We start from the raw sequence: 24,446 nt of genomic DNA, 5'->3' as shown, positions 1-24,446 counted from the left end.
AATCGCTTAATTTCAAAGCACTACAATGCTTCTAGCATAACAGACGTCATAGCAGTAATACTTCCTGCACCAACTGTAAGCAGCACATCACCAGATTTTGCACGCAAAGCCAGTTTCAACGCAGCTGCGCGCATATCGTCAACCGCTTCAATTTTTACATCAAGATTCTGTGATTTTGCAGCTTTAACAATAGTTTCAGCATTAATATTTGGAAAATCTTCCTGCTTTTCGCGAGCTGGGAAAATTCCTGTAACAATTACATCGTCTGCAAGAGCCAAAGATTTTGCAAACTCATTAGCAAAAGCCTGCGTTCTGGAGAACAAATGAGGCTGAAACAGCACGCGAAGAGTAGAAGAAGTGTACTTTCTTCGAGCAGCGCGCAATAATGCAGCTATTTCAGTTGGATGGTGAGCATAATCGTCCACAACTGTTACACCATCAACACATCCACGAATATCAAAACGACGAGACGCACCTCGGAAGCTTTCTGCACCACGAGCCGCATCTTCTGGATTCATACCGAGCAATACTGCAGCAACAATAGCTGCAGAAGCATTAAGAGCATTATGCAAACCTGGTATTAACAAGCTAACTTGCACCTTATTCAAACATTTAGCATGTTCATCCAAAATTTTTTCTGGCAATACAAGCGTAAACATTTCTCGACCACTTACAGCTTGCTCATTTTCATGCTCAATACTTGCGAACATGGCTAATTTTTGTACGCGCGAGCTAACTTGTAGGCTCCAAGTATCCAAATTACCGTAAACAATTGTTTTGTTTAAAATATTATCCGGCATAGCTTCAAGTACTTTTCTAGCACCTTCGTCTTCTGCACAAATTATTACGTTATTAACAGCATGACTTACGTGCTCAACAAATGCTTCTCTGTATCGTTCACTAGAGCCGTAATGATCCAAGTGATCTGCTTCAGCATTTGTTACGATTGCAATACTTGGACTGTATTTTTCAAAACTTCCGTCAGATTCGTCAGCTTCAGCAACCATAACAATTCCATTACCAGCATGACCGCCGTCTAAAACTGTTCCGTCTGCGGCTTGAATAGATCCGCCGATTGCGTAGCTTGGATCAGCCAAATCGCCTACTGCAGCCACAGTTAATATATGAGAAAGAAGTGAGCTAGTAGTTGTTTTACCATGCGCTCCAGCAACAGTCACACCAGTTTTTGCAGATAATAATAACGCAAGAATATCGCTGCGATGAACAAGTTTTATGCCGCGCTCATGTGCTGCCATAATCTCCGGATTGCTCGGTTTAATAGCACTTGAATACACGAGTACATCTGCATGCTCAACATGTGAAGCACTTTGTCCAATTTCTACTTCAATACCTAATTCTTCCAAGCGTTGAGTGTGATCATTTGCTTCACGATCGCAACCGCTTACGCTTACGTCCTCTTCATGCAACATTTCTGCCAGAACACTCATTCCAGCTCCGCCAATGCCAATAAAATGCACTCGCCCTAGTTTTGAAATAGTTTGCGAATCATCAAATGCTGATTTTACTGGGTTTAAATCAATATTATTATGAGATGAAGTTGTATTGCTATTAAGTTTAGTCATTACTTTCTGCCTTCTTTTGCGATTTCAAGAATACGCTTCGCCATAACGTCTGCAGCATCACGAATACCATAATTCCAAGATTTAGTGCGCATAGCTTGTAATTGCTTTTTGTTTTGCAATAAAGCTAATCCTTCATCTATAAACCACTTCGCATTGAAATCAGCATCATTTACCATTAATGCTCCCCCTGCATTTACTACAGGCTCAACATTGAAACGCTGCTCGCCGTTGCCAATAGGCAATGGCACGTATACAGCAGGTAAGCCAAGTGCAGAAATTTCTGCAACCGTTCCAGCTCCTGCACGACATATAACTAAATCTGCACAAGCAAAAGCCCAATCAATACGCTCTAAATATTCTGCAATATGATAATCGCCACAACCAGCATGCTCTGGTTTAATATCGTTTATTTGCGATTCACCTACTTGCTTTGCAACTATATCTCGCACTTCTTCCGCTTTTGCGCGACCAGTCAAGTGAATTACTTGCGCATGTTTTAAAATATCTCCTGCTGCTGCAGCAACAGCTTGATTTATGCTTTTTGCACCCAAAGATCCGCCGGTAACAAGAATAATTGGACGTTTAGGGTCAACGCCAAGTTTTTGCGCACCTTCAACGCGAGCGGAATCATAATCTTTTTCTAATCTTTCACACAATTGAGAAATAGCAGGTCTAAGAGGTAAACCAACTCTTTCAACTTTGACACCTTTTCGTGTGCGCAAATCAGTATTCCCATAAACTGTTCCAACAGCATCAGCCCAACTTGCACCTAAGCGATTTGCCATTCCAGATTTAGCATTCTGCTCGTGAATCACAATAGGAATATGCTGCGCATGAGCTTGAGAATATACTGGAGCAGAAGCATAGCCACCGAAGCCCACTACTATATCTGCTTTTCTAGCGGCTAGTATATTTCGCACTTTGCGTTTTTCGCGCATCCATCGAATTGGAAACTTAATTGCATCTAGATTTGGCTTACGTGGGAACGGCACTTTTTCTATAGTGTCAAGTTCGTACCCTGCATTCGGCACAAGACTTTTTTCCAAACCAACTTCTGTGCCAATTACACTAATTAACGCTTCAGGATTGAGCTTTTTAATCGCGTTTGCAACAGAAAGCAAAGGATTGACATGACCTGCAGTACCCCCGCCTGCAAGAACAATATGCACTTCCTGCTCAATAGCATTATCAAACTTCATTTCACTACCCTTGTTATAACTTTCATATTATAAAAAAGTTGTAAATACTTACTACTTCGATATAGTAAGTTGCGGATTGGAACGCATAAGACCATCAGCTACGCCAATTGCAACCAAACACATAACAAGCGAAGATCCACCTGCGGACACAAACGGCATAGGCACTCCCATAACCGGAAGTATTTGCACAACAACAAGAATATTAACTAATCCTTGGCCTACAATCCACGTTGCAATACACATTAATACGATTGAAATAAATTGCGATTTCGCTTTTAATGCTGAAGATAGTATGCACCAACCAATAATTACGTATAGCAAAATTACTGCTGCTGCAACCAAAAAGCCCATCTCTTCGCCAATAATAGCGAAAATAAAATCATTGTGAGCGTAAGGCAAATAATTCCATTTTTCACGAGAGTTTCCGATGCCAACGCCTAATAGTCCACCAGAAGCCATTGCATATTGAGCGTGAATTGCTTGGAAGCAAACGCCTTTAGCTGCTTTTGCATCGCATCCATGCAAAGTAGCAAGAATACGTCGCATACGATTTTGGCTGGTCAAAACAAGCATAGCGACCATAGCAATAGCAATAAAAATACTTCCTATCAGCCAGCGCGTAGGGAATCCACCAAGATAAAAAGCTATAAGTGCAATAAGAATAATAATTAAAGCAGTACCAAGATCCTTACCTGCAATAACAAGCAACAACGATACGCCGAGTCCTGCTGCTACAGGAATATATGCGCGCATTTGCACACGCTCATATGCTTGTTTTGCAGCAATCAAAGCTATTGGAAGCCAAATACATAATGCAAGTTTTGTAATTTCTGCAGGCTGCAAAGTAATAGGACCAAAAGCAATCCAACCAGCATTACCATTAACTTCACGTCGTAAACCTGGAACAAATGTTAAGAACTGTGCAATAACAGAAATAATGTAAATGACAGCAACGTATCGTCTATAAACTGTAACTGGAAGTCGAGAAGCAAAAATATAACCAATTAAACCTAAAACACAATACATTGTTTGGTTTACGCCTTGACCCCAAGGTGCAATTCCGTAGGTAATCATAGTTACTGAAGAACTAGAAAACACCATGAATAAGCCAAAAATCGACAGTATAACCACTGATACTCGCATGCCGTATAAGCACCACAGTGGGTTAGTTAAACTGCGCAAGCCAACATACTTCTTTAACTCTGAATCTTGAGTTTTGCGCTCTAACGAGTTTTTTGAGTAGTCTTTTTTCGAGGAAAATATTCCAGATACAGTATGCGCTAATTTTGCGTATTTAATTGACTTTGCCGGCTTTGCTGTATTTGCTGGTTTCGCTATCTTTGTTAGCTTTGCCAGTTTCGCAGGATTTACAGTATTTACAGGATTTGCTTGCTCTGCAGGCTTTACAAAATTAGCCCGTTTAGTTTGTTTCGCTTGTTTCGCAACTTTCGACTTCTTTACATCTTTTACAAATTTTACAGATTCATTGAAAGAAGAACCTACAGATCTGCCAACTTTAGTAACAGAATTACTTACGGACTTACTTACAGACTTTCCTACAGACTTTCCTACAGATTTGCCTAATTCCTTACCTGCTTTGCTTGCATACGCTCCTACTTTGCTTATGGACTCACCTACTTTACTTGCTGAAGTCCTAATAGATTTTTTAAAAGATTCAAATTCTTGTTTTTGGGAAGAATGAGAAGAATCTGAATCTGCTTCAATATGATCTTCCATAATAACTTCTGAGACTTTGCGCGCTAATGAACGCAAAAACTTTTTAGGCTTATTACTGTTGAACACCATGATTATGCACCCATCGTTGAGATTCTTTAGCAAAACGATTGCCGCGATCGGCGTACGAAACAAATTGATCCATAGAGGCACAAGCAGGAGCAAGCAGAACAACATCACCAGGCTTAGCATAACGCCCAGCAGCTTCTACAGTTTGACGCATAACAGCCTCACCGAATGAAGAATCAGGATTTACAAGCGAAGTATTCTCAATATTCTCACAAACTAAGTCATCAACGCAATCATATGATTTAGCGCAAGAACCATCCTGTGAAACAATAGTTACTGGAATGTGAGGAGCTGAACTGTGAAGAGCTTCAACAATTGGACGTTGATCTATTCCAATAACAACAACTGCTTTAATCACATGAAGTTGGTTTGCAATTAAATCTTCAAAATGACCACCTTTAGCTAAACCGCCAGCAATCCAAACAACCGAATTATTAGCAAAACTAGCTAAAGATGCACAAGCAGCATGAGCATTAGTTGCTTTAGAATCATCTACAAATCTAATACAATGCGAAGGATTTTCATCTTCAGACATCAAAGTCGCAACTGTTTGAATGCGATGACCTCCAGGAGCAAATTCGCGTAAAGCACGAACTGAAGAATCTACGTCACCAGTTAAACCTAAAGATAAAGCTAACGCAGTAAGAGCATCAGCTAATAAATGCGGATACACACTGCCATCAGGCTCGCACAGATGTTTTAGCTCACGCAATTCGACAATAGGTTTTAGAGTGCCTTTAGTTCCTCCAGCAACACCGCTGTTATCGACAATCCAACCGTCTTTTACGCCAATTTCACCATCTTTAGGCTCTCCTAACGTAAAACCAATCTTTTTACAACCATCAGCAACTTGTGCACAATCTGCCAATTTGCTTACACGCTCATCTTGAGCATTGTAAACCAAAGCTTTTTGCACATTATTAAATACTTTTGACTTGTCACGAGCGTACGCTTCCATGCCACCATGCCAATCTAAATGATCAGCAGCAATATTAGTAATAGCAGCACAATCAAGAGCTAAAGAATCAGTGAAATGCAATTGGAAAGAGCTTAATTCAACGCATAAAGCATCATGCTCACATTCTAAAGCAGCATGTGACACAGACTTTCCAATATTTCCCACGGCTGGAGCATTTAATCCGCAAGCGGTTAGCATTGCAGAAGTCATTTCTGTAGTAGAAGTCTTACCATTTGTGCCAGTAATGCCAATCCAATAAGCAGGTTTATTCGTGCGATTAGAAGGTACGCGCAAGCGCCACGCTAATTCAACTTCGCTCATTACTGGAATATTGCGCGATGCAGCTTCTTGCAAAAATGGCGTGCGAGGGTTAAATACTGGAGATGTAACAACAGCATCGATTTTAGACCAGTCTATTGCTGAAAAATCATGTATATCGGCATCAGGCTTATTTTCGTCTGCAGTCACAGTCTCAGATCCAACAGCGCGCAAAACCTCAGCTGCGCCACGACCCGAAACTCCAAGACCTGCAACTAATACACGCTTAAAAGCAAATGCTTTATCGCTTGTGCACGACTTACAAGTAGATTCAGACGAAACAGATACTTCATTGCCATCGACAATATTCATATTGAAGCCTTCCAATTTTTGAAATTAAATAAGCAAGCCAGAATGCCCTGCCCAATCGGCGTAGAACATCATAAGTGCAGAAAGCACAAACATAAGCTCAATCATCCAGAATCGCACAACAACTTTAGTTTCCGTCCAGCCGAGCAATTCAAAATGATGATGAATAGGAGCCATTTTGAACACGCGCTTATGCGTAGCTTTAAAGAATCCAACTTGAATAACGTCACTTGCAGCTTCCATTACAAATAATCCACCCAAAATCACAGCCAAAAACTCTGTGTGAGTTGCAATAGAAAGAGCTGCAAATAATCCGCCTAAAGCCAACGAACCAGTATCTCCCATAAATACTTGAGCAGGATTCGAATTAAACCACAAGAATCCAAAGCAAGCAACAGCAGCGCAAACAGCAATAATAGTTAAATCGAGAGGGTCAGAAACAGCGTAAGAGAATCCAAAATGACCGCCTCCACGCACATGGTAGCTTTCCCAAAAAGCAATCAAAGCGTAACCAGCAAAAGCAATCATAGAAGATCCAGAAGCTAAACCATCAAGTCCGTCAGTCAAGTTTACAGCGTTAGACCAAGCAGCAATAAGGAAATTAACCCAAACAATAAATACTACGATTCCTACACCTTTACCGAGTATAGAAAAATCAAAAAATGGTTTTTCAATAAAACTCATTCCAGGTTGAGCGCTAGCAATACCAGATTGAGTTGGCAATAGCAATGACAAAAGCGCGTAAATACTTGCAAAAATAATTTGACCAGTAAACTTCGCATGTACAGAAAGACCAAGATTCTGCTTTTTACGAACCTTAGCAAAATCATCAATAAAGCCAAGCAAACCCATTGAAAGCATTGCAAACAGCACCAAAACAGCAGACCATGAAGGCGAGCGACCAACAGAAACATATCTATAAAGAGCAGAAGCAGCCCAACCTGCTACTACAGCAAAATTAATAACAACACCGCCCATAGTTGGCGTGCCGCGCTTTACTAAATGAGATTGTGGTCCATCTTGGCGAATGTACTGACCGTAGTGCAAACGATGCACTAAACGAATAAGCAAAGGTGTGCCAACAATCGTAACTACGAGCGACACCACAATTCCTACAATAAGCGCAATCACCGCTTAACCTCCGTTTACTGTTCTGTTTGCTATAATACTTAATTTATTAATTTCACACTTATATTGAGCATCAAGCAGTTAAATATTTGCCCAATGTTCAGCAAGCACGCTCAAGCCTGAAGCATGAGAGCCTTTCAATAACACAACACTACTCGGATGCTCGGCCACAATTTTCCAAACAATATCATCAGCCTCATCCGCACTGTGTACAAAATAGACTGCCTCATGAGAAGAAGGTAGTTTATTATTCCAAGAAGAACGCGCACCTTGAGCAATACAGTGAGCTAATTTATCTAAGTCAGAGTCCGTTTTCGAACCAACAGCAACAACCGCATCGACACTCGAATTTGCCACATATTCTCCAATATTTGTGTGCAATTCATCTTCGTTGCTGCCAAGCTCCAACATAGAACCAAGAACCGCTATACGGAAAGGTTTCGAAGATGCACTACAAGAATCATTTTCATAAGCGCACAAACCATCAATTCCTGCTTTCATAGAATCAGGATTTGCATTAAAGGAATCATCAATAAGTGTAAATTTCTCGTCATTCTTAGAAACTGTACTCAATTGCATGCGATGCGAGCTAATATGCGAAACTTTAGACAGCACAGAAGCAATATCATCTAAAGTCATTCCCAAATATCTGGCAACATTTGCTGCTGCAAGCGCATTCATAACATTATGCTCGCCTTGTATAGCAAGATGCACTTCAATATGATTCACTAAATCAGAAGAATTAATGCGTTCAGTGATAGTAAAAACTGCTTTACCAAAAGAATCTAACTTTATATTGCTAGCTGAAAGTTGGTAGTCATCTTTACTAGCTGATTCCAGCAATCCATTTTTAGCATTTCTACCAAACCAGCGCACATGCTTATTTTCTACAAGACAAGACATTGCAGAAACTCGCTTATCGTCGGAATTTAATACTGCTATGCCATGTGGCAAAAGCCCACGCACAATCTCACTTTTTGCTTGCGCAATTCGCTCAACTGAGCCAAATTCACCTAAATGAGCAACACCAACTTTAAGCACTATTGCGAGATCCGGAGGAGCAATATGAGTTAAATTGGCAATTTCGCCAACATGGTTAGCACCCATTTCTGCTATTAGAAACCGAGTATTACTGCCAACTTGCAAAGCAGTAAGAGGCAAACCAATATTATTATTAAAAGATCCAACAGGAGCAACTGTTTCGCCTAGCGTGCTCAACAAAGCCTTCAACATATCTTTCGTTGTTGTTTTGCCAACGGAACCAGTGATACCAATAATAGTGAAAGGTTTGTTAAGATTGCGGCGAAGTTCCAAATTATGTTTAGCTAGCAAACCCAGCGCTTCTACAGAATTATTAACAACTATTTGATTGAGATTAGTGCCTTCGACAACATGTTCAACAATAGCTACAACAGCTCCAGATTTTTCAGCATTCTTTACATAATCATGACCGTCAACATGTTCACCAACTATAGCTACGAACACAGAACCTTTACGGATTTGACGAGAATCACTAAAAACGGAATTTGCAACTAAATCTGTGTCACAACTATTAAACTCGTGCATTTCCCCATGAACAGCGTTAGCAATTTCGCTTATATTCATAGGCATCATATCAGCATAATCTAAACTCTTAGCATTGCTAGCACACGAAGTTTCAACACAACTCATAACATCCTCCAAATTAGCCACATAATTAAAAGCTCTTAAACAAAACTCACGCAATTAATTTATCTGAAAACTCGAATGAAATCAGCGCTTCAGCACAATTCAGTGCAATTCATGCGAAACTCGCAGCGCACTTTTAATAGTCCCACGACGAACACCAGCAGCTAACACCATTGCAATAGATAATGAAAGATGCCGCTGTACATCATTGCCACCAATTTGATCTGCTAATTCAGCTAATTCGTCAGACTCAGCCGATCTAGTAACACAATAAGCGTGCTCTCTTCCAGAAAAACCATAACGTTGACGCAACGCATAAAAACTCATGCCGGTTGCATATGCCGGGTAAAGTGGTGAAGAAGATGTCTTTGCGCTAATTTTCACATTTGAGGCTGCATCTTTAAATTCAGAATTAGGTTCAGATTCAGAATTAGTATCAGAGCTATCTTTAGACTCAGTATCAGATTGAGAATCAGATCCTGCGCCAGAATTGCTTTCATTCTGAATTTGCTCAACGCCAAGAACATCAATACTAACGGATTGCAACGCATTCTTAGCTAAAGTTGCAGAATTAAGTGCAATAACAACAGCTGCGGCACCATCTTCTGCACACACGGATAAAGCATGCTGTACATCGGCAATATTTAAAGGATATTGCAAAGACAATTCACGCTGTAATGAAGTAGATCCAGCATCACTAATAACACCAACAGGATTGCCTAACATATGCAAAAAATCAGCTAATCGCAAAACGTTAGCATGGATCTCATCATCATCGTCACCAGCAATCGCAAATATTGCGACGCATGAAGAAGGATCTGCATTAATATCGCAAGCAAGCTTGCCCAAAGCAACTGGATTAGCAGAAGAAACAAGCAAAGGTAGACCTAAATCTGCAGCCTCACCACGAAATTCTGGTGAAACTAATGCAGCATATGCCCCAGCATCACGTGCAGCCTCAAGCTGACGACGATCAATATGACCAATTGGCACAAATAATCCACCAGGACGTACATGACGCACATCATGAGCAATAGAAGTAATAGTTACCTCTGAAGCAAACGCAGGAACAACTTCAAAACCATAATTTTTTGCAGCAAAACCTAGCGTCACCCTAATTCTAGAGTATTCATCAACCGCACTCATTGCACACCCTACTTTATAGACAACAACATTGTAATGCGTACACTACCAATTCACAGGAACAGGATTTGTGCGTGGAGAAGAAGCTGGAATATCATACTTTTGCATTAAGAATTCTCCAATAGTTTTGAACAGTGGACCTGCAGTCATACCACCATAAATACCTTGTGGATCACGCAAAACAACTGTTATGACGAAGCGAGGATTATCTGCTGGTATAGCACCCGACCAGTCGCTGATTGTAGAACTAAGTTTACCATCAGCGCCAGCAACTTCAGCTGTACCACTCTTTGCAGCAACACGATAACCATCGACACCAGCAAATCTGTGATAATGCTCACCAGAATTTTCCAAAGCATTCATCATTTGTGCAGCAACATTTTCATCCAAAACGCGCGTTCCTGCAGGGCGAGAAGACTTTGTAACCCTACCATTAGGATCTATAACGGATTTAACTATTGACTGACGCAACCTAACGCCTTTATTTGCAATAGTTGCAATCGCATTAGTAAGCTGCAAAGCATTCACAGCATAACCCTGACCAAACAGAACGGTATCTTTCTTACGACCATCCCAAGCTTGAACGCTAGGAAGCAAGCCGCGAGATTCTCCTTGTAAATTCAATCCCGAGTACTGACCAAGACCAAATTTATAAAGATACTCATAGCGTTTATCTATCGGATATTTTTCACCAGCCATAACCATACCGACGTTAGAAGATTCTGAAAGAATACCAGCTAATGTCCAACGCTCAACACCGTGGCTAACAGCATCATGGAATGCTTGACCGTTCTTATTGAGAGTATTAGGAACAGCAAATTTATCAGTAAGCTTATGCGCACCAGTTTGTAACATTCCAGACATTGAGAAAGCTTTACCAATAGAACCAGGCTCAAAGGTTTGGCTTACAGCTCTAGAAACATTCACCTTAGCTTGCGTTGTTCCAGCTTTAATCTCATCAGTATCTTCCAAAGCAAGTATTTCGCCAGTACGAACATCTTGCACTACTGCAATACCCCAAGTTGCATGATATTTTTTCTTGCCATCAAGCAAAACTTTTTTAACATACCAATCGACATCGCTATCGATTGTGAGCTTAACATCGCTTCCGTTGATTGCAGGCTTAGATTCAGTTACAGTACCAGGAATTTTCTCATTTCCTGCATTATTACCTTGATAACGCTGATATCCGTCTACGCCGTTCAAAGTTGCATCTTTAGTAAATTCAAGACCTGTAACACCAACCTCGCCTTTACGATCTTTAATATCTTTACGATTAACTTCATCGGCATTAGCAACAGCACCAATCACAGATCCAAGAATAGGACCGCTTGAATATACTCGTTCACTACTGTTCTCTGCATAAATACACCCAGAAAGATTCAAATCGTCGATGGCACGTTTCATTGCAGGAGTCACGTTACGTTTCAATAAAACGTAACGACCAACGCCAGCCAGCTTTCCACCAAGTTCTACAGAACTCATGTGCAAAATCGGAGCAAGCAAACGGGCGACCGCCACAGCGCCCGTGCCTTCTACAGGCTTGCCATTAAGCATATGACAGTTATGCTCGGTTTGTTTTGTGCAAGGAGTCGGCACAAAAGCCTGAGCATTAAGTGGATCTCCAATAATATTAAATCGCTCAACACTTTGAGCCAACACAGCACCATTAGCATCAAGTATGCGACCACGACGTGCGAGAATTGGTCGCACACGACTACGCTCAGCCTGAGCTGCTTGCGCTGTTGAACGAGCATTAATAATCTGTATAAAACTTAGCTTTACTATTGCACTAACACCAATTAACGCAAAAACAATTGCAATTACGGTGCACTTACGCGCAAATATCTGCTGAGAAGCGAAACGTTGTTTGATTAAGTGGCGCATCAATGTTTCTCCTGTTTTGCTTTCTGTTGATATTGACGATTTTGTTGTTCTTGTTTTTGAGTTTTATTTGAGTTATTAGTTTGTTTTTCGTGCTTAGTTTTCTCAGAATGACCATGTTTTCGTTTTGCTGCATAATCACTCAAGTCAATAGAAATAGAACCTTGTTGCGGAACCATTCCCATTCGTTGCGCTCTTGCAGGAAGTTCAGATTCCAAAGTATCTAATTTCGCTTGACGAGCTTCCACATCCTGATGCAAACGAGAAATACGCATCTGTACTGCAGTTTGGTCGAAGGAAATCTCTGCCATTTGCGTACGCAAAAGAAGCGAAGTCAACAACGTAACAACCATAAAAATCACAATAATCATGCAATTTACAAGAGGTACTTTGCGCGTATTGCTCCATGTCATAACCTTGCGGAATCGTTCAAGCACAGCAGAAGATTTACGTTGAGATGGGTTAAACGCCGAAGGAGCAGAATTATGTACGTATTCTTTACGAGTCGAATTATCTTTAGTACGACCAGCTGGAGCTGAAGCAGAAGACGCAGAAGAGCGCAAAACACGATTTTGCATGTTCAATACCATGTCAGCGACCTCCTTTTATAGCTTTACGACCAGCCGCCTCATCTTCAAGCCTTGGAATCCAACGCTCAGGAATAGGTCGGCATAATTCGACAGCGCGCAAACGAACTGAAGAAGATCTAGTGTTATGAACAATTTCTTCTTTAGAAGCCTTCATAGCTCCGCGAGTAAGAGCTTTAAAGAACGGCTGAGCATCGTCAGGAATAACAGGCATGTTTGCAGGAACATCAACGGTTAATCCTTGATTCATAAAACGTTTTACAGCTGTATCTTCCAATGAATGATAAGATTCAACAACTAAGCGACCATGCTCACGAAGATGCAAAGCAATTTTAGGAAGAGTACGGCTCAATTTATCTAATTCACCGTTCACTTCAATACGCAAAGCTTGGAACACTCGTTTTGCTGGATTTCCAGTAGCGCGATGAGCTTTCGGAATTACAGAGTCAACTAAGCTAACCAACTGACCCGAAGTAGCAATAGGCTCCGTAGCGCGAACTTCAACAATACGACGAGCAATAAGAGACGCAAAACGTTCTTCACCATACTCGCGGAAAATTCTAGTTAATTCTCGAGAATCATAAGTAGCTAAAATCGTTGCGGCAGTAGTTGCTTGCGTTGTATCCATACGCATGTCAAGTGCTGTATCGTGAGAATAAGAAAAACCGCGATCAGTTTCGTCAATTTGCAAACTTGAAAGACCCAAATCCATAAAAGCAGCATCAATACCGTCAATGCGGTTTTCTCGTAGTACTTCATCAATCTCATCGAACGCCGCATGTGCAGGAATAAAACGATTCTCAAGGCCTTCACTACGCATTCTTTGCGTTGCTAACGAAAGTGCTTCAGCATCACGATCAATACCAATAAGTGTTGCAAAAGGCGCAGCTTTAAGAAAAGCAGTTGCATGACCAGCAAGACCTAAAGTGCAATCTACTACTATTGCGCCTTTATGTTGCAAAGAAGGAGTAACTAAATCAACACAATCTTGCAATAATACCGGTGCGTGAATAGCTGTAATGTCTTTCATAACATCAGTCATCACATCACCGCCGGAAGTACATCGTCAGCAATATCCGCATAACCTTGCTCACGATCGGCAAGATACTCTTCCCAAGCAGATTTATTCCAAATCTCTGCACGCGTACCAACACCAATAACAACAATTTGATCGCCCAAATTGGCGTAATCTCTTAACATTGGCGGCACAACAATGCGTCCCTGCTTATCTGGCTCTTCATCAACAGCGCCAGAAAGGAACACGCGAAGATAATCGCGAGCTGACTTGTTGCTCATAGATGTGCGCTGAATTTGCGTTGTCATACGCTGGAACTCAACCATAGGCAGCACGTAAACACAATGCTCTTGACCGCGAGCCATAACAAAACCAGTTCCGAGCTGAGAACGGAATTTTGCAGGAAGAGCAACACGACCTTTATCGTCAATTTTTGGAGTATAAGTGCCTAACAAAATAGGTGTTGCTGGATGAGTTGACACAGCTTCTTGATATTGAGAAGCATAAAAAGGTGCAACTGGCATAGCTGCAGCTTGTGCAGACGAATCAGCAGCGCCGGACGGAGTGGAGGTGAAAACCGGTGCTGGCATATATTGCTGCATTGCTGGCATAACAGTTGGAGGCATACCATAATAACCCTGAATTGACTGCTTAGATTGTATAGGTTGAACAGGCTGAACGTATTGTTGCTGAGGCACTTGTGAATCTTGCATTTGCAGTGGCATCTGCGATTGCTGAGAGACATTTGGATCAGCAGCTGATTGAGCCTGATTTATGGAATGCGCAGAGGAAGAATTGGCGTTATTGCGCGGTTGCTTATTAGCAGCACGACGTGCCATACTCCACCTCCTTAACTCAACATGTACTATGCCATTTACACGTTGCTCACCATTTTACCCCATTCCTCCCCAAAAATCCCCACTTTTTTACAAAATTTTTGATTTTTTTGAAGCAAATCACCAATAGAAAACAAAAGACCCTAAAGCAGCGCTCAAGCAGGTCGTTACGAACGCAGTCGACCATCTACACCAGTAACAAAAAACGACCAAAACTGTACAGCGGCGTAAAGAAACGGTCGCCTACGCGCGAAAAAACGGCAGAAACTGTACAGCGGCGTAAAGAAAAAGCCGTTTGCGCGCCAGAAAACGACAGAAACTGTACAGCGGTGTAAAGAAACGGTCGGCTACGAGCGAAAATCCGACAGAAACTTTACAATCGCGCTGCTAGCGAATCGATACACGCGTTAAATATTTTTGCAGTCAATAGAAAATGTCGAAAACATCTTGCGATTATGTATTTTCGACAGTTTTGGCTTGCGTTTTGTTTATTTCACCAAACGATTTGGTATTTTCGACATTTTAGTAAGCTGCAAAAATCGTAAAAACGCTTGGAACGCAGCGCGACGTCTGCAGCAGTGTCCCAAAACAAGCTACAAACGCCGGAGAAAAAACTCCAGCAAATGTTCATGAAGCTTTGCAGTAATGCTTCTGCGAACGGTGAGTATTTATTGTCTATAGAACACTAGCATTCGTGCTGCTGCACACACCACACCATACGCACCTACCACATCACAAAACAACGGTGAGTGGATTTACGAGTGGGAGATAGGAATTGCTTGTCGAGCAATATAAAAGCGGAACGATAGTAATAATCTTATTGACGAATACTATTTCTGCAGAAAAAGTAATTAAAAAACTAAACTTAACTATGCAACCACTAAGTCCAAATAAGGTATAAGAGCGGAGCGCTGCGAGATAAGTAATTCCTATATCACACAGACACTTCAGAAACCCGCCAGCCAAACGCCAGGCAACACTCGCGCGGGTAACGCACTCGCTGCTGAGCTTGCACGGAAAGTCCACTGGACTTTCCGTTTGAGCAAGCTCACGCTCCGAGTTGCTTTCGCGCGCTAAATCGCAGCGCTCAAGCAGGTCGTCACGCTACAAACGCGGCAAATACTTCTCAAGTTCAAAAGGCGTAACCTGGCGACGGTACTCTTCCCACTCTTGATGCTTATTGCGCAAGAAGTACTCAAAAGCGTGTTCACCTAATACGCTTGCAACGAAGTCCGAGCGCTCCATAATCTTTAGTGCTTCATCCAAGGATTCTGGCAATGGCTGAATACCCATTGCTTGACGCTCAGCATCAGTAAGCTCCCACACATCGTCGCTAGTTGGATCGCACAAAGTCATTTGCTTTTCAATACCATCCAAACCAGCAGCAAGAAGCACAGAGTAAGCAAGATACGGATTCGCTACAGGATCTAGCGCGCGGAATTCCATTCGGCAAGAATTACCTTTACCAGGCTTGTATTGCGGAACACGCAGAAGTGCAGAACGGTTGCTATGACCCCAGCAAACATAGCTAGGAGCTTCCGCACCACCCCACAAACGCTTGTAAGAGTTCACATACTGATCAGTTACAGCGCAAATTTCTGAAGCATGATGCAAAATACCAGCCGCAAATTGACGCGCAATAAGAGACATATTAAATTCTTGACCAGCCTCATAAAAAGCGTTCGTATCACCTTCGAACAAACTCAAATGCGTATGCATACCAGAACCAGGCTGATCAGTTAAAGGTTTTGGCATAAAGCTTGCGTACATTCCGCGCTCAAGAGAAATTTCCTTAACTACAGTGCGGAAAGTCATAATATTATCAGCGGTAGTAAGAGCATCTGCATAACGCAAGTCAATTTCGTTTTGACCAGGACCACCCTCGTGATGCGAGTATTCTACAGAAATACCCATTTGCTCAAGCATACTGACTGCGCTACGACGGAAATCCATAGCCGAACTTCTAGGAACGTGGTCAAAATATCCACCTTCATCAATCGGCACAGGAGCTTTGGACCAATCATCTTGAGCTTCAAACAAGTAAAACTCAATTTCCGGATGCACGTAAAAAGTAAATCCTTTTTCTTTCGCTTTTGCGAGCGCAGTCTTTAAAACGTGACGAGGGTCTCCCAGCGAAGGCTCTCCGTCTGGAGTTAGCACATCGCAGAACATGCGCGCTGTGCCTTCCGGACCTCCATGCCATGGAAGAATTTGGAACGTTGACGGATCCGGCTTCACAATCATATCGTCTTCTAGGACGCGAGTCATGCCTTCTATTGCTGAGCCGTCGAACCCTATTCCCTCTTCAAAAGCTGCTTCTAATTCAGCAGGGGCAATAGCAACGGATTTAAGCGTGCCTAAGACGTCCGTAAACCAGAGTCGAATAAAACGCACGTCTCGCTCTTCAACAGTACGTAGAGCAAACTCTTGTTGTCGATCCATAATAAGCCCCTTGGGTATCATCCGGTTGTATGCATAGTCACGCACATATGCATATTCACATGCAATTGTAGTGTATTATTTCGTATTGCGCTTCATATGTTGAGCTTATATGCAATGAATTTACGTAATTGTAATGAAATTTCTACTTTCTAACGCAACTTCTTCAATTTAATATGACAATTAATTGCTCAAATTATTTTTACTTTCTTTTGCCATATTTTTGAAATAGCTCGTACGCGTTTGCATCGCTTAAATCGTCACTATTGAACATTTCTATATTTTGTTTTGAAAGAGTTTGAACTGTTTCCATGCCAATAGCTAAATCTTCTACTGCACGCGACCATACAGCTAACGCCATAGGCGCAACTATTTCTTGCGGTTCGCAATTATATTCGTAAACTTTTGCAGTTAATTTATCAGCTCTATTTGTAATGAGCATAACATCCATTCCACGGAAGAAATCAACAAATTTTTGCACTGCTTCTTCCGGCTCATTGCCGTCCAAATTTTTTAATATCGCAACAGCACCTTGCTCTTCATCGAAGCATCGCGCTGAAACACTAGCCATTTTGCAAAAAGCAGCCAGCAACTGCGCAGGCTGCACATACGTAATCATTAACGCAACTTTTGCTTTATTTCCAAGCAGACCTTGCAAGTCTTCTTCAAAATTAGCTTCTTCAATATTGCGCATAGCTTGATCAAGAAAATCATTTTCTTGATTATCGTCGCTTTTTTGGTTATTCTCTAAATTTTCGCTATTTAAATTTTCTTGCGACTCTTCTTTAAATTCACGTTCAAATCCCGCGAGCGCATTATCTAATTCCGCATCAGTAAAAGAAGTGCGCACAGAATCGTCATTATTGCGTTCGTCACCATTGTTTAACATATTCGTTATTTCCTCCCCTTTCAATGAACTTCTTAAAACATACCTAGTTTTATATTTTATCAAATTAGTAGTGCATATTTTCTACGCACTAGGCAAACAACTAGATCCAAAAACAATTTTCATTTCAGCAAACAAAGAAGTATCTCGCTTTACACGGAAACGATCCCCAAACGTAAGAACTTGCGCCTTGCCAGTATCATCGACAAGAGCCAAGCGCACTTCACAGCAGCCTGGGTGTCGGCTCAAAATGTCACTTAATTGCGCAACATGACCTTTATCTAGAACTTTACGCGGAATAACAACTGTTAAAGGTCTTTCATCCACTGATTCAAGAGTTGGTATTTCAAACTCTGTAGCACGCATTGAAACAGTTTCATCACGCACTTCAACTTGTCCACGAATACGCACAACTTGATCAATTGCAAGTTCTTGCGCTGAAGCTTCGTACACTTTGCCAAAGAACATGCATTGTATTGAACTTTCCATGTCTTCAACTGTGACAATCGCCCAAGCGTTACCTTTTCGAGACACTCGCCTATCTACGCTTGTAACTAGGCCTGCAATAGTTACTTGCTGACCGTCACTCATAGTTCTCGCTTTGTCGATCAGTTGAGCGATTGACATCTCACGTAAATCTGCCAAAACTGCAGACAATCCGCTTAGTGGATGATCAGAAACGTACAATCCAAGCATTTCTCGCTCAAAATTAAGCTTTGTCTTTTTATCCCACTCTTCAACATCCGGTACAGTAATTTGCATATCTCCCATACCGTTGTCGTCATCCGAGTCAGAAGACGAATCAAGATCAGCAAATAAATCAAACTGACCCTCTGCCTGCTTACGCTTAAGCGCAATCACAGAATCAATTGCAGGATCACAAATTTGAAACAGCGCACGACGATTTGAATCAATAGAATCAAAAGCTCCAGCTTTAATAAGTGATTCTACTAAACGCCGATTAAGTGCACTAATAGGAACACGTTGTACGAAATCCATAAAGTTTACGAAACGTCCGCGCTCACCTTCGCGCTCAGTAATAATATCGTTTACTGCTTTGTCTCCAACGTTACGAATAGCACCCAAACCAAAGCGCACAACATCTCCAACTGCGGAATACTCAAGAACAGACTCGTTTACATCAGGTTGCAAAACTTGAATACCCATGCGCCTTGCCTCGCCCAAGTACAGTGCAGTTTTGTCTTTATTCGTACGTTCGTTTTGAAGCAAAGCTGCCATAAATTCCACAGGATAATGCGTTTTTAGGTATGCAGTCCAGTAAGAAATCAAGCCATAAGCTGCAGAATGAGCTTTATTAAACGCGTAACCAGAGAACGGAACCAAAACATCCCACACAGCTTGTGCAGCTTCTTCAGAATATCCGTGAGCTTTCATACCTTCAAAGAACGGCACTTGCTCTTTTGCCAGCACTTCCGGCTTTTTCTTGCCCATTGCTCGACGTAACACATCTGCTTTACCAAGACTGTAGCCTGCTAAAATACGCGCTGCAGACTGCACCTGCTCCTGGTAAACAATCAAACCGTAAGTTTCGTCCAAAACTTCCTTTAACGGCTCAGCAACTTCTGGATGAATAGGGATAATATCTTGCAAACCATTCTTGCGCTTAGCGTAATTCGTATGCGAATCCATATCCATAGGACCAGGCCTGTAAAGTGCAATCAAAGCCGAAATATCGTTGAAATTATCCGGTTTCAAAGTACGTAGAAGCGCACGCATACCGTCGGAATCAAGCTGAAAAACGCCTAAAGTGTCACCCCTAGAAAGCAGTTGATAAGTAGCTTTATCGTCTAACGGAATCTTAGTATAATCAATCGGATCCTTCCCATTATTTTCAATATTTCGCAAAGTATCGCGAATAACCGTTAAGTTAGAAAGCCCCAAAAAGTCCATTTTTACAAGACCGAGCGTTTCACAAGTGTGATACTCAAAAGTTGTAGTAATAGTACCGTCAGTGCGCTCTAAAAGCGGCGAAGTGTTTGTAATTGGCTCCGAACCCATGATTGTTGCACAAGCGTGCACACCTGTTTGACGAATCAAACCTTCAATGCCCTTAGCTTCTTCCGTAATGCGATGAGTATCTGGATCCGTGTCGTACATTTCGCGAAACTCGCGCGCTTCAGCATATCGCTTTGATTTTTCGTCGAAAATATCGTGCAAGCTCATATCTTTGCCGTTTTTAGCAGGAGGAAGAACTTTCGTAATTTTTTCGCCCACTGAAAACTCGTAGCCCATAATACGCGCAGAATCTTTAAGAGCTTGCTTCGTTTTAATAGTTCCGTAAATAACGCACTGAGCAACTTTATCTCTACCGTATTTTTCGCCCACGTATTCAAGAACTTTAGCTCGACCATCCGGGTCAAAATCAACGTCAATATCAGGCAAGGATACTCGCTCTGGGTTTAAGAAGCGTTCGAAAATCAGACCATGCTTCATAGGATCAAGCTCTGTGATGCCCATTGCGTACGCAACCATAGCACCTGCAGCAGAACCACGACCAGGACCTACCATTACACCATGCGCTTTAGCCCAATTAATATAATCTGCAACAACTAAAAAGTATCCACAGAATTGCATTTGGCAAATCACACCGCACTCGTAATCGGCCTGCTTTAAAACTTCCATTGGAATGTTGTTATTGTAGCGGCGCTCCAAACCTTCCTCGACTTTTTTAAGGAATAGCGAAGTCTCATCCCAACCCTCAGGACAGTCAAATTGCGGCATAAAAGCGCCATCTTCGCCGTCGTCGAACATAACATTGCATCGACGAGCAATCTCAAGCGTGTTATCGCAAGCTTCTGGAAATTCTTTAAAAAGCTCACGCATTTGCTCAGCGGACTTCAAATAGTATCCTGAACCGTCAAACTTAAAACGGTCAGGATCGTCAAGCCTAGAACCAGAATTAATGCATAACATAGCATCTTGCGCTTCACGATCTTCTTCATGAACGTAATGCAAATCGTTTGTTGCAAGAAGAGGTGCGTTAAGTTTTTTTGCAATTTCAAGCAAGTCTTTAGTTACGCGCGTTTCAATAGAAAGCCCGTGATTCATAAGCTCAATAAAGAAATTGTCACGCCCGAAAATATCTTGAAACTCGCCAGCTGCTCGTAAAGCCTCTTTGAACTGACCTAAACGAAGACGCGTTTGAATAATTCCAGAAGGGCATCCTGAAGACGCAATTACACCTTTTGAGTAAGTTGAAAGCACGTCTTTATCCATACGCGGGTAGCGCATTACACGGCCTTCAAGATTTGCAACAGACGAAGCTTTAAGAAGATTTGTTAAGCCGGTATCATTTTCCGCCCACAAAGTCATATGCGTAATTAAACCGCCGCCAGAAACGTCATCTGCACGCTGATCTTCCGTGCCCCAATGCACGCGACTTTTGTCTTGTCTTGCTGTTTCCGGAGTAACATACGCTTCTATGCCAATAATTGGCTTAATTCCAGCTTTTACAGCCGTACTCCACATTTCGTACGCGCCGTGCATGTTGCCATGATCCGTAATTGCAACAGCCGGCATACCTAATTCTTTAGCGCGCGCTACTAAATCAGGTATTTTTGACGCACCATCTAGAAGTGAATAATGCGTGTGATTGTGTAAATGCACAAAATTGGTTTCCGGCTGAGTCATAAAAGATATTCTATAAGCGAAAGTTGACTGAAAAAATGCAAAAACGTTACTTTAATAATGCTCGCATAGCTTCTAACGCGTGTTGCAAATCAAGAGGATAATGCGACTTAACAGTCACTGATTTACCCGTGCGCGGATGCGTAAAAGTAAGTTCCATAGAATGCAACCATTGACGTTGCAACCCAAGTTTTTGAGCCAAAACTGGGTTCGCTCCATACATTGAATCCCCAACCAAAGGATGACCTATAGACGAAAAATGAACGCGTATTTGATGCGTACGACCAGTTTCCAAATTAACACTTGCTAACGTTGCTTGACCAAAACGCTCAAGTACATCCCAGTGCGTAACAGCAGGCTTGCCGTCCGAAGTAATAGTAAAACGAAAATCAGATACTTTTGCGCGACCTATAGGAGCATCAATAGTTGCCTTATCTTGCGCTAAATCTCCTTGAACAAGCGCATGATATGTTTTTTTAACGATATGCTTTGCAAACTGATTTTTCATTGCTTCATAGGCAAAGTCTGTTTTGCAAATTATCATTAATCCGCTTGTTCCAACGTCTAATCTGCTTACGATTCCTTTGCGCGATTCGTCGCACAGCGTTGTTTTTATATCTATTCCAGCAGCTTCTAGGCATTCTGGAACTGTCGGCCCGCTCCATCCTTTTGCTGCGTGAGACGCCACTCCAACAGGCTTATCTATTACAACAACATCGTCGTCGTTGTAAATGATTGGAATATTACATACAGAAGATTTATTATTTCGCTCTTCTTTTCGTTCTGCACTTTCTTTTTGATCGACAACAATCGTATCTCCATCTTGTAAAATGGAGGATTTTTGTGATTTTCTACCTAAGATTTTCGCTTGGTTACGCTCAATAAGAGATATCGCATTTGCACGCGAAACTCCCATTAGCTTTGATAAGCAAACGTCAAATCTGCAGCCGGAAAATTGGCTTGTAACTTTAAAGCAAATATCACTCATCGGCATGCTCTAAAAGAGGAATCCCAATCAAAATAAGGCATACAACTGCAATTCCTGCAAACATAAGCTCAATATCCGCAACGTTCCCAACAGACCAACCGTAGTTTATAAAATCTACGACTTTGCCATTCAAAAAACCTTGAGCATATTGCGCTCTATCAATGAGGTTTCCAAAAGCTCCAGCAAACGCTAGAGCAAACGCAATAGTCCAATACAAAGATTTTGTGTGCTTAATAGCCGCTATCATGGCACCACAAGCAGCACAAGCTAATACGCTAATAACCCATGTAAAAGAAGAACCTAAGCCAAATGATGCTCCAGGATTTCGTACAAGAGTTAAAGAAAGCAAGTGCGGCACAAGCTCAATGTTTTTCCCGTCACTAAGCGTCGACAAAGCCCAGAGTTTTGTTATGCAATCTAGCACAACACCAATAAAAACAATCAGTGCAAAAACGGCTACGCGAGTACGTAGCCGTTTCACACGCACATCTCTATGCGTCAATATTTATCCGATCTTTAGTAATTCAAATAGTATCGGTGCAGTGCGCAACATTTTAAAATATCAGTTACGCACTGCTAAAAACTACTCTTGCTTACCAGATTCCTCACCCTGCTTCTGACCTAATCCAGCATAGGTATTTTCATCAGAAACTTGAGCAACCAATTGACCAAGGAAATCAGTCAAGCGAGTACGATATTCAGTTTCAAACTGCTTGAGGCTCTGAATATTCCCTTCAATAACTTGAGTTTGCTTCTCAAGATTCTCACGTACCTGACGAGCATATGCATCAGCAGCTGTACGAGTTGTAGAATCATAGTCTGCAGCACGATGCTGTACTTCAGCCTCATACTGGTCAGCTTGATCGTGCGTCTGCTTAGAGTAATCATCAGCAGCTTGACGAACCTTACCAGAGTAAGCATCAGCTTCATTGTGAGCACGAGCAGCATAAGAATCAGCATCGCTGCGAGTACGAGTAGAGTAATCGTCAGCATCAGCATGAGTCTGTTTGCTGTACTCTTCAGCTTCAGAACGAGTACGTGCAGAATATTCATCCGCCTTAGCAACAGTTTCATTATAACGAGCTTGGCTTTCTTCAACAATTTGCTGAGCCTTAGCCTTGCCCTTATCTACATATTGATCATGCAATTGCATAGCAAGAGTCAACATTGCAGTTGCACGTTCTGGCTCAGAACCTTGTGCTTCTGCACCAGCACCAGCAATCTTTTGCAAGCTACCTGTTTCAGTATTTGGCTCCATCTTAGCAACCTGCTTTCGAAGCTGCTCTTCACGCTGACGGGACTCTTCCAATTGCTTGGAAAGTTCCTCAATCTTAGTGTTTTCTTGCTGAGTGACAACAAGCTGCTGACGAACAGTTTCAAGCTCGCGACCCAAGTTTTCGCTGCTTGCACGGAAGTCGTCACGCTCGCGAGTAACAGTTTCAAGCTCTTTTTGAACCTGCTTAGCATTGTCCGCTTGAGCAGTTTGAGCAGTCAACTGATCTACCTGTGCACCCAAACCATCTAACTGTTCCTTCAACTGCTGGTTTTGAGCAGTCAAAGCACGATTACTTTCTTCAGCTTCACGCAACTTAGTTGCAGTAGCTTCAAGTTGAGAAGCAGCTTCATTTGATTCACCCTGCTTCTTAGAAGCATTACGCAATGCCTCATTTTCTTTAGTTAAGGATTCTACCTTAGAAGTTAACTCAGCAATCTTCGTATTCAAACCCGCAACATCACGGCCAAGAGATTGCGTGGAAGCCCCTAGGCCCTGCACTGCCTGCTGACCGAGTGCTTCTATTGTTTCTGTAACCTGATCGAGAAACTCGTCGACCTCGTCAACGTCATAACCTCCCTTAAAACGTACAATTTGGAAGGTATGCTCTCGAATGTCCTTAGGCGTCAACAGAGTCATATGCTTTACACCTCGCTTTTTGGGCACAGCCCTTTGATATATATCTATTCGATGCTATCACGTCCGCAGAAAATTAGTGCGGTTAATACAAAAATTTATGTAACAAAACGCCGCTTTTATAAAAATTACGCGTTGAAAAAAC

At 41.9% G+C, this 24,446-nt stretch carries 17 protein-coding genes; all 17 read right to left on the bottom strand.

What is annotated here, in order from left to right; genetic code table 11:
- Positions 1 to 20 precede the first annotated feature (20 nt).
- On the bottom strand, positions 21 to 1,583 hold the full coding sequence (gene murC, locus HXT29_RS00640; RefSeq protein WP_004118779.1) for a UDP-N-acetylmuramate--L-alanine ligase: 1,563 nt from the start codon (positions 1,581 to 1,583) through the stop codon (positions 21 to 23).
- The gene (locus tag HXT29_RS00635) at positions 1,583 to 2,782 is read right to left on the bottom strand and encodes a UDP-N-acetylglucosamine--N-acetylmuramyl-(pentapeptide) pyrophosphoryl-undecaprenol N-acetylglucosamine transferase (RefSeq protein ID WP_004118776.1); all 1,200 of its coding nucleotides are present in this window, start codon (positions 2,780 to 2,782) and stop codon (positions 1,583 to 1,585) included. The genes murC and HXT29_RS00635 overlap by 1 nt, the downstream gene beginning before the upstream one ends.
- Before the next feature lie 51 nt (positions 2,783 to 2,833).
- A complete protein-coding gene (locus tag HXT29_RS00630) occupies positions 2,834 to 4,045 on the bottom strand; it encodes a peptidoglycan glycosyltransferase FtsW (protein WP_407645751.1) in 1,212 nt (403 codons plus the stop codon).
- 526 nt (positions 4,046 to 4,571) lie between these two features.
- Positions 4,572 to 6,173, bottom strand: coding sequence for a UDP-N-acetylmuramoyl-L-alanine--D-glutamate ligase (murD, locus tag HXT29_RS00625; RefSeq protein ID WP_004118770.1), 1,602 nt, complete (start codon positions 6,171 to 6,173; stop codon positions 4,572 to 4,574).
- 24 nt (positions 6,174 to 6,197) lie between these two features.
- Positions 6,198 to 7,301: a phospho-N-acetylmuramoyl-pentapeptide-transferase gene (gene mraY, locus HXT29_RS00620; protein ID WP_004107386.1), complete on the bottom strand. Its 1,104-nt coding sequence runs from the start codon at positions 7,299 to 7,301 to the stop codon at positions 6,198 to 6,200.
- A gap of 78 nt (positions 7,302 to 7,379) precedes the next feature.
- Positions 7,380 to 8,969, bottom strand: coding sequence for a UDP-N-acetylmuramoyl-tripeptide--D-alanyl-D-alanine ligase (locus tag HXT29_RS00615; protein WP_422118381.1), 1,590 nt, complete (start codon positions 8,967 to 8,969; stop codon positions 7,380 to 7,382).
- A gap of 99 nt (positions 8,970 to 9,068) precedes the next feature.
- Complete coding sequence (locus tag HXT29_RS00610; RefSeq protein ID WP_422118380.1) at positions 9,069 to 10,112, bottom strand: UDP-N-acetylmuramyl peptide synthase; 1,044 nt, start codon at positions 10,110 to 10,112, stop codon at positions 9,069 to 9,071.
- 42 nt (positions 10,113 to 10,154) lie between these two features.
- Positions 10,155 to 11,996, bottom strand: coding sequence for a peptidoglycan D,D-transpeptidase FtsI family protein (locus HXT29_RS00605; protein WP_004107378.1), 1,842 nt, complete (start codon positions 11,994 to 11,996; stop codon positions 10,155 to 10,157).
- Positions 11,996 to 12,583: a hypothetical protein gene (locus HXT29_RS00600; RefSeq protein ID WP_004107375.1), complete on the bottom strand. Its 588-nt coding sequence runs from the start codon at positions 12,581 to 12,583 to the stop codon at positions 11,996 to 11,998. Before HXT29_RS00600 ends, HXT29_RS00605 begins: the two co-directional genes overlap by 1 nt.
- 1 nt (position 12,584) lies before the next feature.
- On the bottom strand, positions 12,585 to 13,610 hold the full coding sequence (gene rsmH, locus HXT29_RS00595) for a 16S rRNA (cytosine(1402)-N(4))-methyltransferase RsmH (protein WP_162861607.1): 1,026 nt from the start codon (positions 13,608 to 13,610) through the stop codon (positions 12,585 to 12,587).
- An 11-nt stretch (positions 13,611 to 13,621) separates the two neighbouring features.
- Positions 13,622 to 14,434: a division/cell wall cluster transcriptional repressor MraZ gene (mraZ, locus tag HXT29_RS00590; RefSeq protein ID WP_004107368.1), complete on the bottom strand. Its 813-nt coding sequence runs from the start codon at positions 14,432 to 14,434 to the stop codon at positions 13,622 to 13,624.
- Positions 14,435 to 15,535: 1,101 nt separating this feature from the next.
- Positions 15,536 to 16,873 carry a type I glutamate--ammonia ligase gene (gene glnA, locus HXT29_RS00585; protein ID WP_004107357.1) on the bottom strand — a complete coding sequence of 446 codons (1,338 nt, stop codon included), beginning with the start codon at positions 16,871 to 16,873 and terminating at the stop codon, positions 15,536 to 15,538.
- Between the two features lie 199 nt (positions 16,874 to 17,072).
- Complete coding sequence (locus HXT29_RS00580; protein WP_064340266.1) at positions 17,073 to 17,759, bottom strand: hypothetical protein; 687 nt, start codon at positions 17,757 to 17,759, stop codon at positions 17,073 to 17,075.
- Between the two features lie 81 nt (positions 17,760 to 17,840).
- The gene (gene dnaE, locus HXT29_RS00575; RefSeq protein WP_064340265.1) at positions 17,841 to 21,407 is read right to left on the bottom strand and encodes a DNA polymerase III subunit alpha; all 3,567 of its coding nucleotides are present in this window, start codon (positions 21,405 to 21,407) and stop codon (positions 17,841 to 17,843) included.
- A gap of 46 nt (positions 21,408 to 21,453) precedes the next feature.
- Positions 21,454 to 22,392, bottom strand: coding sequence for an RluA family pseudouridine synthase (locus HXT29_RS00570; RefSeq protein WP_101886114.1), 939 nt, complete (start codon positions 22,390 to 22,392; stop codon positions 21,454 to 21,456).
- Entirely contained in the window at positions 22,385 to 22,879 is a 495-nt protein-coding gene (locus HXT29_RS00565; protein ID WP_422118454.1) for a signal peptidase II, read from the bottom strand. The genes HXT29_RS00570 and HXT29_RS00565 overlap by 8 nt, the downstream gene beginning before the upstream one ends.
- A 96-nt stretch (positions 22,880 to 22,975) precedes the next feature.
- Entirely contained in the window at positions 22,976 to 24,304 is a 1,329-nt protein-coding gene (locus tag HXT29_RS00560; RefSeq protein ID WP_004107347.1) for a DivIVA domain-containing protein, read from the bottom strand.
- Between the last annotated feature and the right edge of the window lie 142 nt (positions 24,305 to 24,446).

Source organism: Gardnerella sp. DNF00550 (assembly GCF_049262685.1).
Lineage (GTDB): Bacteria > Actinomycetota > Actinomycetes > Actinomycetales > Bifidobacteriaceae > Bifidobacterium > Bifidobacterium leopoldii.
Note: the sequence above shows the minus strand (reverse complement) of the source record. Positions and strands in the feature narration are given on the sequence as shown.

Bases quoted from the DNA above. Each gene is read 5' to 3' on its own strand.
- murC (WP_004118779.1), bottom strand. From the start codon at position 1,583: ATGACTAAACTTAATAGCAATACAACTTCATCTCATAATAATATTGAT.
- HXT29_RS00635 (WP_004118776.1), bottom strand. From the start codon at position 2,782: ATGAAGTTTGATAATGCTATTGAGCAGGAAGTGCATATTGTTCTTGCA.
- murD (WP_004118770.1), bottom strand. From the start codon at position 6,173: ATGAATATTGTCGATGGCAATGAAGTATCTGTTTCGTCTGAATCTACT.
- HXT29_RS00615 (WP_422118381.1), bottom strand. From the start codon at position 8,969: ATGAGTTGTGTTGAAACTTCGTGTGCTAGCAATGCTAAGAGTTTAGAT.
- HXT29_RS00610 (WP_422118380.1), bottom strand. From the start codon at position 10,112: ATGAGTGCGGTTGATGAATACTCTAGAATTAGGGTGACGCTAGGTTTT.
- HXT29_RS00605 (WP_004107378.1), bottom strand. From the start codon at position 11,996: ATGCGCCACTTAATCAAACAACGTTTCGCTTCTCAGCAGATATTTGCG.
- HXT29_RS00600 (WP_004107375.1), bottom strand. From the start codon at position 12,583: ATGGTATTGAACATGCAAAATCGTGTTTTGCGCTCTTCTGCGTCTTCT.
- rsmH (WP_162861607.1), bottom strand. From the start codon at position 13,610: ATGAAAGACATTACAGCTATTCACGCACCGGTATTATTGCAAGATTGT.
- mraZ (WP_004107368.1), bottom strand. From the start codon at position 14,434: ATGGCACGTCGTGCTGCTAATAAGCAACCGCGCAATAACGCCAATTCT.
- glnA (WP_004107357.1), bottom strand. From the start codon at position 16,873: ATGGATCGACAACAAGAGTTTGCTCTACGTACTGTTGAAGAGCGAGAC.
- HXT29_RS00580 (WP_064340266.1), bottom strand. From the start codon at position 17,759: ATGTTAAACAATGGTGACGAACGCAATAATGACGATTCTGTGCGCACT.
- dnaE (WP_064340265.1), bottom strand. From the start codon at position 21,407: ATGACTCAGCCGGAAACCAATTTTGTGCATTTACACAATCACACGCAT.
- HXT29_RS00570 (WP_101886114.1), bottom strand. From the start codon at position 22,392: ATGAGTGATATTTGCTTTAAAGTTACAAGCCAATTTTCCGGCTGCAGA.
- HXT29_RS00560 (WP_004107347.1), bottom strand. From the start codon at position 24,304: ATGACTCTGTTGACGCCTAAGGACATTCGAGAGCATACCTTCCAAATT.